General features: G+C 36.2%; 8 protein-coding genes. 1 reads left to right on the forward strand and 7 read right to left on the reverse strand.

Translation table 11 applies throughout. The annotated features are described in order from the left end of the window. Positions 1-97 precede the first annotated feature (97 nt). Complete coding sequence (locus tag HMPREF2988_RS04975) at positions 98-1,141, forward strand: LacI family DNA-binding transcriptional regulator (protein WP_070770104.1); 1,044 nt, start codon at positions 98-100, stop codon at positions 1,139-1,141. A 175-nt stretch (positions 1,142-1,316) separates the two neighbouring features. On the opposite strand, the gene HMPREF2988_RS04980 is transcribed toward HMPREF2988_RS04975, so the two are convergent. From HMPREF2988_RS04980 to HMPREF2988_RS05015, 7 genes are all read right to left on the reverse strand, one after another. Beyond that, positions 1,317-2,990 carry a heparinase II/III family protein gene (locus HMPREF2988_RS04980; protein ID WP_070770105.1) on the reverse strand — a complete coding sequence of 558 codons (1,674 nt, stop codon included), beginning with the start codon at positions 2,988-2,990 and terminating at the stop codon, positions 1,317-1,319. Between the two features lie 248 nt (positions 2,991-3,238). Further along, the gene (locus HMPREF2988_RS04990) at positions 3,239-3,832 is read right to left on the reverse strand and encodes a hypothetical protein (RefSeq protein WP_002345998.1); all 594 of its coding nucleotides are present in this window, start codon (positions 3,830-3,832) and stop codon (positions 3,239-3,241) included. After that, positions 3,822-5,210: a HAMP domain-containing sensor histidine kinase gene (locus HMPREF2988_RS04995; protein ID WP_256277974.1), complete on the reverse strand. Its 1,389-nt coding sequence runs from the start codon at positions 5,208-5,210 to the stop codon at positions 3,822-3,824. Before HMPREF2988_RS04995 ends, HMPREF2988_RS04990 begins: the two co-directional genes overlap by 11 nt. After that, the gene (locus HMPREF2988_RS05000; RefSeq protein WP_002346000.1) at positions 5,207-5,863 is read right to left on the reverse strand and encodes a response regulator transcription factor; all 657 of its coding nucleotides are present in this window, start codon (positions 5,861-5,863) and stop codon (positions 5,207-5,209) included. Before HMPREF2988_RS05000 ends, HMPREF2988_RS04995 begins: the two co-directional genes overlap by 4 nt. Further along, positions 5,838-6,536, reverse strand: a complete 699-nt coding sequence (locus tag HMPREF2988_RS05005) for a DUF1361 domain-containing protein (protein ID WP_070770107.1) — start codon at positions 6,534-6,536, stop codon at positions 5,838-5,840. The genes HMPREF2988_RS05000 and HMPREF2988_RS05005 overlap by 26 nt, the downstream gene beginning before the upstream one ends. A gap of 21 nt (positions 6,537-6,557) precedes the next feature. Next, entirely contained in the window at positions 6,558-7,415 is an 858-nt protein-coding gene (locus HMPREF2988_RS05010) for a polysaccharide deacetylase family protein (RefSeq protein WP_070770108.1), read from the reverse strand. A gap of 16 nt (positions 7,416-7,431) precedes the next feature. Further along, positions 7,432-8,322, reverse strand: a complete 891-nt coding sequence (locus HMPREF2988_RS05015; RefSeq protein WP_070770109.1) for an LCP family protein — start codon at positions 8,320-8,322, stop codon at positions 7,432-7,434. Positions 8,323-8,514 lie beyond the last annotated feature (192 nt).

Raw genomic sequence — 8,514 nt, forward strand, 5'->3', positions numbered from 1 at the left:
TTTAGTAAAATATTTTTATTTGTAATTTTTTTACTTTGCTTTTTTACTTGAAAGAAATATACTGTATATAAGAAATTGAATGAATGAGGGGTACAAAATGGCCACTATTACTGATATCGCAAAAGCTGCAGCAGTATCAATCTCTACCGTTTCTAGAGTATTGAACTACGATCCTACCTTATCTGTTACTGAAGAAACGAAGCGGAAGATTTTTGAAATTGCTGAAGAATTGAATTACACGAAATATAAACAAAAAAAGAAACAGAAACGAACCATAAAAAAAACAGGAGAAAAAAAAGAACGATCGCTTGGCATCATCCAATGGCGCTTAGACGAGGAAGAATTAGATGATATTTATTATATGTCCATTCGCTTAGGAGTAGAAAAACGTGCTGCCGAGCTAGGATATAACGTATTGAAGATTTCTCACTTAGATGATCAATCAATAGAATCAGTGGATGGTCTCTTAGCTATTGGTAAATTCACCCAAGAAAGAATCGATGAATTCGCAGCACTTCATGAACATTTCTGTGTAATAGGAAGTAATTTCCCTTTGAACAACTATGATTCCGTAAACACCGATTTTGCTCAAGCAACTGAACTAGCCTTAGGACATTTATTTTCTCTTGGACATAAAGATATCGCTTTTATTGGGGCTGAAGAAACGGATAATCTTCACAGTTATCGTCGATATAAGACACCAACTACTAACACTTACATTGATGTTATGCAATTTCATGGCTTGTATAAAGATGACTATTTTATCTTGAAGGAAAATAGTCGCTTGGATGTCCCTACAGGAGAAGAACTGACCTTGCAAGCATTGAAAAGCTGGAATGGAAAGTTGCCAACTGCTATTTTAGCAGCAAATGATTCATTTGCGATCGGTATTATCCATAAATTGACAGAAGCTGGGATTCGTGTGCCGGAAGAAATCAGTGTGATGGGAATAAACGATCTTTCGATTTCTCGTTATGTCTCACCTTCTTTATCAACTGTCCATGCATTTACAGAAGAAATGGGCGAAATGGGCGTGAACCTTTTAGACGAACGAATTAAAAATCCAGGAATCGCTAAACGGATTCTACTTAGTACAGAATTAGTTATCCGACAATCGACAGCTGCGCCACGTCAAATGTAGAGAAATAAGAGATAATGAAAAAGCTGTCCTACACTAAGCATAAGTACAGTTCTTCCTGTTTTATGGATAGTGTGATTTATAAACGTGGAGTTAGCAGGAAAAGTGGTTTACTCCGAAAAAGGGCAGTGACAAGTTGATTGTCACTGCCCTTTTTAAGTTAAAGTGTTCAAGTTTATCACATAAGTACAAAAGAAGTAATAATCTCAGCCTCTTTGGCAACCTGATACATCGCTTGTATTTGATGCGCTTCACAAAGACCACCATCGTGCCGGTGATATTGTTTTTTTATCACATTGAGGCTAATCAAAAAACGCGTATCGAATTTGATTTCAACGACTTCGTTGCTTGTTCTTAGAATAACTTTTTTCTCCTCTATTATTGGTTCAATAGGAGACACGAAATTCTCTATGATCTCATTTTTTGCTTTACTGAAGCAAAACCGATCATGGAGCACTAAGATTTTTTTCTGTTCATGAACAGAAAAATGACGGGTAAATTTTTCTATATAAGATTCAGTACTATATGTTTCGGCCAAGCTGTAAGTGATTTCCCCGTTAGCGCAATCCGTTCTTACCACTTCTGCTTTTCCGTCGTTAACAACTTGAGAACAACCATTTAAGATAGGCAGATGATGGCTCTTAGCTGAAGTAACAAAATACTGATACCGTTTTGATTCATTAAAGTATTCTTTAGTATATTCCCCCGCTCCTAGGTCTGTTAGGAACAATACTTCGTGATTTCCAAATACAAAATGACCGACATCCAAATGATTATGGCTTTCTCGATTGTTCCCACCTTTTGCTGCGAAAAATAGATCTTGTTTTACTGAATTTAGGATAAACCATTGAGCATCTGGAAAATAGTCACACTGCCTGTTAGAAACACTCGACTCCTTCTTTTTTGTCCATTGAAGGTTATGATAGAGATGAGCAAAACGGTAACACTTGTCAAAATCCAAAGAACTGACTGTCTCTATAGGAATATCTGCACCAAATCTCGATACGCAAAAGCTTAAGAGACCGCTTGGCAAGTTGGGTTGAGAAAAATCTGAAAAAGGAAGATAAGTATTGTTTATTCTTACCTTCCCAGGAAATTCCGCTATTTTCTTAACCTTATTTATCTCTAAATAATAATGATTCCCTGTCGATTCGGCTAATTTTTCAGCATAATAAATATAATAACCAAAACCATAACCCCAATATCCCACACCTTCTGTGCAGATACCGTCTTCTCCAAAACTATGAAGATAGTTCTTAAGTGAAATATCGACTTTTGTCAGGAGGCGTTCTAAACGATCGCTTTGTTTAGGAAGCAAGGACAAACAAGCCATCCCAACGCATCCGCCAATCACAGCACTCCAATTGTTTTTCTTTTGTTCCCATTCCCATGACTGTTTTTCAAAAGGCAAGATCAAACGTTCCTCTACTTCCTTTCTTATACGATTCGCAACGATAGGTGATAGCTCTTCTCCGACTTGCTCATAGATCTCAGCTAATGCCTGCCCTGTTTCAGCAGAAAATAAGTCGATATAACCCCTTGCTTGATCGTTGAATAAAACTTGCTCTGACAAGTGAGCAGGCAGCGCCCATGTCCATTCATTACAAACTTCCCAAATTAATTGTTCCAACCACTCTTTGTTCTCACTGTTCTTTTCATAGAAATAAGCTAAAGCGGCCACAACCAATTGTCTTCTTCTAGCAAAGTAACTAGATTCGTATCTCAATCGTTTACCCGTTTCAAAAAATTCCATAAATTCTTTTAATACAAAAGGTTCAATCTTGTTTTGCTGAATATACTCTTTATTGGCTTTAAAAATCTCAATTTTTAAAGGATCAGCTATTGTTTTCATCATATCCTCCTTGAATGACACCTTTTTATCTCATTTTACCAGAATTCAGTAAAAAAATATATTTTTAGTAAAAAAATTGATCTTTTTTTGGGGTTCGATTTTCATCTTTCCTTTGCTGTTAAGAATATAAGCAAACTCTATCTGATTTATATCTGGATACCATGAGTAATATAAAAAAGATTGTGACAAAATTCTGATTACAACCTTTTGGCAAACGGTAGATTCACCCCTATTTTCTACGTAATTCTTCATGCATAATTCAGCAACAATCGCGTCTCATCAATCAGAAAGTTTAATTTCTGGCCATTTTTCAAAGTGACAGTAATCATCTCACCATCTTCTTCGATCTTATCTGCTTTTAGAGGAAGATAGTTCAAGTAATCGTCTATGATTTGTTTTTTTCCTCGGTTATTTTGATCTTCATCAAAATAAGATAACCGTACGACTTTTTTGTTCGTTTCATCAATGATTGCCGTTCCGTAGCCTGTTTGCGTGAGGAATTCCATTTGCCAAAATACGCTATCCCCTGAAATCAAAACTTCATAGTCTTGAACAATCACTGGCTCTTTTGGCATGGCTAGCTTTTGAAATAGCTGATTTAATTCCTCTCGTAGCCGATTGACCATATCTAATTGGCTCTGATCTGATTCTTCCATGATAGAAAAGGATTGTGCTTGGCTCATTGCCGTTTCGATAGAGGAAGAAGCTGAACTTAAAGAAGAAATATCTACTGTTCTTTGTTCTTTTGTAGTAATGCTACTCGCTAAAATATCTGGTAAAAAAAACAATCCTGCGCTGAATACCAGAAAGAAAGCAGAAAGAAGGTATAATTTAATTTTCATCTATTTCCCCTCCTAAAGCAAAATCGATCGTGATCGTCGTCCCTGTACCAAGTGTACTTTCTATGTCAAAAGAACTATTATGCAATTCGGTTATTTTCTTTACTAAAGCTAATCCAAGTCCTAAATGTTTCGTTGTTCTTGAAGGATTTCCTGTAAAAAATTCATCTGTTACTTTAGACAAATTTTCTGTTGGTATCCCTCTACCATTATCGGAAAACTTCATAATATAACGCTTTTCTTCCTTTATTCCTTTGACCACTAATTTTCCATCTTCTGCTATAGCTTCTAATGAATTTGCCAAAATATTCATGGCTAATAGCTTGAAAAGATTGAGGTCTAGCAAAATATTGGCAGGTTCTAGTTCGATGGTATAAGTAAACCCTTGTTTCATTCCTTTAAGAAACTTGTTTAGATCATCGCTAATCATATTAGTCGAGATTTCTTCAAGAGAGACACTTGTTCTTTCCAGTTCCATCAATTTCAAAATATCATTGGACAGATGTTTTAATCGGTTGCTTTCTTCAAGGATATAATCGACAGATTCTTCGGCTGATTGGTCCAATTTTTCCCATTTCAACATTTGAGCATAGCCAATAATGGAAGTCAGCGGCGTTCGAATTTCGTGAGAAAAGCTAGAAACGAATAAATCTTGCTTTTCCTTTGCCTGACGGAGAGTTTCTAGATCGTGGCTCAATTTATCGGCCATATTGTTCAAACTGCTCCCTAATTTTCCAATCTCGTCTTGAGTATTGACTATTGCCCGTTCTTTCGTCTTACCTTCTGTGATATGCTGGGCAACGGAAATCAGCTGATTGATTGGTTTTAAGATCATGCCTGTTAGAAAATAAGTGACTGGAATAATGGCCAAAAGTAAAAAGAGCAAGATCAGACGAAAATAGACAAGAGAATCTTTGACGATTTCTTCATAGTTTTTTGCTTGATGGTAAGTTGCTAAACGATAGGCAGTATCAGGTATCTTTGAAGTTGAATAAAGCACCTGTTTGTTTTTAACAGTAGACATGTCGCTGATTTCCACGGTACGATTAGACAACGCTTCTGGAGGTTCGTATTTTTCAAACAAAGTGGGCTTTGTAGTAAAAACCGTTTTGCCTTTTTTGTCTAGAATCTCAAACTCTCCGATTTTGGCTGCGGCTACGAATTCACCATTTTTTCTCATTTCATCTGTTGTTTCATCTCCGTCTGTTTTCGTCGACAACAGCAATAAGAGATTTTTCTGCTGGTTGACCAGCACTTCTTTTTCTTGAGAAACTGTGCGCTGATAAATCGCATGCAGTGTAAAACCACTGACCACCAAATAAATGAGTAGAAAGAAGAATAATAATGAAAAGAAAACTTTGCTTGTATATTTCAAGTTCATCCCTCCAATAGGTAACCTACACCATAAATCGTACGCAAGTCCTGCCCTAATTGTAATTTATTTCTGATTCTTTGGATGTGTAAATCAAGCGTTCTGGAGTTGGGCTCTTCTTCCCTTCCCCAGATTTTTTGATAGATTTTTTCTCTTGGCAGAATAATCCCTTTATTTCTAATTAAGTAAAGAAGTAATTCATATTCTTTAGGAGTCAAAGAAACAGCTTGGTTTCTTGCGGTGACAGCTCTTGTTTTTTCATTGATTTCGATATACTGCCATTTCAGTAATTTATTGGAGTCGTTTTTTCCATTTCTTCGAAGAACAACTTCCACCCGTGCCAGCAATTCTTCCAGATCAAATGGCTTTGTTATATAATCTTCAGCACCTGATCTTAAGCCACTGACTCGATCGGAAAGCTGATCTTTGGCTGTCAAGAAAATGACAGGAAGGTCATATTCCCGCATATACGCAAATACTTCATAACCATCGATTTCAGGAAGCATGATATCTAGCAAAACCAAATCAAATTCCTGTTGCTCAATGATATCGGCTGCTTCTTTACCTGTGAATACCGAATAGACTGTATAACCATTTTTTTCTAATGTACGAACTAAAAGTTTGTTGATCGCAGGATTATCTTCTACTACTAGTATCTTCATACAGTTCCTCTCTTTCTGCCAATAGAGCAAATTTGATTCCTAACCTATAAATATACACGAATATCAGTGAAAAGAAAAAGATGAGTACGATCAACAAAAAAGACGGACCGTCTATTTTGGTAAATGCTTCAACGAATCTCATGAACGTTTCCTTGCTGTCAGTGAAGACATCCGTACTGTTCAATCTTAAAAAGCGACCGAAGTAAATCCCTATAGCATTGATAAACAAGACGACGCTGATAACTAACCATTGATAGACGCCTATTCCGATTTTTTTGACAATTACATTGGTAACCATCCATAAGCTTTCACAACCGAAAAATGTGGTTGGGAAAACAGAAAGAACGACTAGCAATAATTTATACCAAATTTTCATCTTCATGCTTATCATCATAGTAGATGGATCGTAAGGTGAAAGCAAAGACAGATGGAATAAATCGGTGAACAAATAAAAGTTATTTGGAAAAAACAGTAGCCAGAATAAGATCAGCACGAGAGAGACTAGTTTGGAGCTGCTGACTTTTACCCACCTTGCTAATTCAATCGGGATATATGCCAGAATCGTATTAGTAAAAAATAAATAAAAAACACTTTTTTCATAAAAAGAAAGATAAAGAACGAGCAGCAGCAAAATGTAATATCCTCTAATAAAATACATCTGCTTTTGAATCATTGGACATCTCTCCTTTTTTGACTAAGCGGGTCGGTGATCCTTGCGCCCATAATAATTTTCTATTTTTGATGGATTATCTAGCAAATCGCTGATGGTCGTTAAAGTATATCCTTCTTTTTTTAATTCATCAATCAGCACAGGAACAGCATCTACGGTCTCAGGATAGATATCATGTAGTAATATGATGGCGCCATCATATACTGTACTTTTTACTTGCTGTAAAATTTTTTCCTTTTGTCTGGATTGCCAATCTTGAGAATCAACAGACCACTCGATCATTGGTCGATGAATGATTGCTGCTCCTTTTTTTGTAATAGAGCCATACGGAGGTCGAACATAGGCTGGCTTTTTACCAATTGCTTTCAAAATAGCGTTATCTGTTTGAGTGATTTCCTCACTGATTTCTTGGTCAGATAGACCAGCTAAATCCTTATGAGAAAAAGTATGACTGCCGATTTGATGACCTTCTTGCACCTCCTTTTGTAAAAGCTGTTCGTTCTGGGAAATATTTTCCCCTAGAACAAAAAAAGTGGCGTGTACGTTTTTTTGTCTTAAAATCTCCAAAAGTTTTGGGGTAGTGGAGGGATTAGGTCCATCATCGAAGGTAAGAGCAACGGTCTTTGATGATTCCTTTGTATCTTCTGTTTCTTTATTTTTTTCATTTTTTGCTTGCTGTTCCTTTGTGGTGATCGTCCGACTGGTAGAATTGGAACTTTGCCATTCTGTTCGTTCTTGTTTCCTAGAACTCTCAGTATTTTCTATTGTTTTACTTTCGTTCGTTGAGGGCGTGAAGACTCTGTTCGTCATATAGATGCTTCCACCTGTAATCCCTATTAGAAGGACGATCGTCCCAAGGGTTATCAAACTTTTTTTAATCATGTGCCTCTCTCCTGCTTTACTGTAATTGCTGACTGATTCGTTTGATTTCTGTGTCAGTCATTTTTTGGTAAGAGATACCGTCAATTATTTCTTCTTCTCCTTTTAATTGATCCGTACTCATTTTAAATTGGGTATTCTTTGTTAAATATAATTTAAATAATTCTCCCAAAGGTAAATTTGTTTTCATATTGTTCCCTAGAACATTGATGATTTTGTCTATTTTAGGTATGGATTCCACAGTCAACAGCTTCTGCATGATTGCTTTGATCACTTTTTGCTGTCGTATTTGCCTCCCATAATCACCATTAGGATCATCATATCTCATTCTTGACCATGCAAGTGCTTCTTCTGGAGATAACGTAAGGGACCCTTTTGGAAAATCATAATGGTCAAAGTTGAAAGCAAAATCATTGACCACTTCAATATCGCCAACAATACTTAGCATACTCTCTAGCCCCTTCATATTCATTGTCATATAGTAAGGAATAGTAGTATGAAGCATATTTTCTGTCGTTTGTATAGCTGTTTGTTCTCCTCCATAAGCATAAGCGGCATTTAATTTATCAAAACTATTATGTCCTGCGATTTGAACATAAGTATCTCGTTCTAGACTGATAAGTTTTACTGTCTCATTTTTAAGATCAACATGGGCAGCAATCATCGAATCCGATCTTCCTTTTTCTGTCCTACCAAATTCTCCAGTATCTACACCTAATAGCAGTACATTGAACCGATCCGGTAAATGTGTGGCTGCATCAGCTGAATATTTCACATTCATGTTGGCTGCTGTTTTCTTTGAAACTTCAGACAAGTTTTGCAATTTCATATATTCGCTTACACCATAAGCGCCTGCTGCTATAATAAACATCAATAGAAAAATAGATATGACTTTTAAGATTTTGTACATTTGTACTCTCCTCCTTTGCTGTTAAGGATAGAAGCAAAATCTATCTGATTTGTATCTAAATCCTATACTTTAGAAAAATTCAAAAAGGTTGTGACAAAATTTTGTCACAACCTCTTGATAAAAGCGGTATTTCAGAAGTAGCTACTCCGAAAAATAATTTATTTACTGGACTGGCCGATGATCGTTTCTGCC

This window comes from Enterococcus sp. HMSC061C05, from assembly GCF_001814765.1.
GTDB lineage: Bacteria > Bacillota > Bacilli > Lactobacillales > Enterococcaceae > Enterococcus_B > Enterococcus_B lactis.

What these genes read in the sequence shown, in the direction of transcription:
- HMPREF2988_RS04975 (WP_070770104.1), top strand. Translation starts at nt 98, where the DNA reads ATGGCCACTATTACTGATATCGCAAAAGCTGCAGCAGTATCAATCTCT.
- HMPREF2988_RS04980 (WP_070770105.1), bottom strand. Translation starts at nt 2,990, where the DNA reads ATGAAAACAATAGCTGATCCTTTAAAAATTGAGATTTTTAAAGCCAAT.
- HMPREF2988_RS04990 (WP_002345998.1), bottom strand. Translation starts at nt 3,832, where the DNA reads ATGAAAATTAAATTATACCTTCTTTCTGCTTTCTTTCTGGTATTCAGC.
- HMPREF2988_RS04995 (WP_256277974.1), bottom strand. Translation starts at nt 5,210, where the DNA reads ATGAACTTGAAATATACAAGCAAAGTTTTCTTTTCATTATTATTCTTC.
- HMPREF2988_RS05000 (WP_002346000.1), bottom strand. Translation starts at nt 5,863, where the DNA reads ATGAAGATACTAGTAGTAGAAGATAATCCTGCGATCAACAAACTTTTA.
- HMPREF2988_RS05005 (WP_070770107.1), bottom strand. Translation starts at nt 6,536, where the DNA reads ATGATTCAAAAGCAGATGTATTTTATTAGAGGATATTACATTTTGCTG.
- HMPREF2988_RS05010 (WP_070770108.1), bottom strand. Translation starts at nt 7,415, where the DNA reads ATGATTAAAAAAAGTTTGATAACCCTTGGGACGATCGTCCTTCTAATA.
- HMPREF2988_RS05015 (WP_070770109.1), bottom strand. Translation starts at nt 8,322, where the DNA reads ATGTACAAAATCTTAAAAGTCATATCTATTTTTCTATTGATGTTTATT.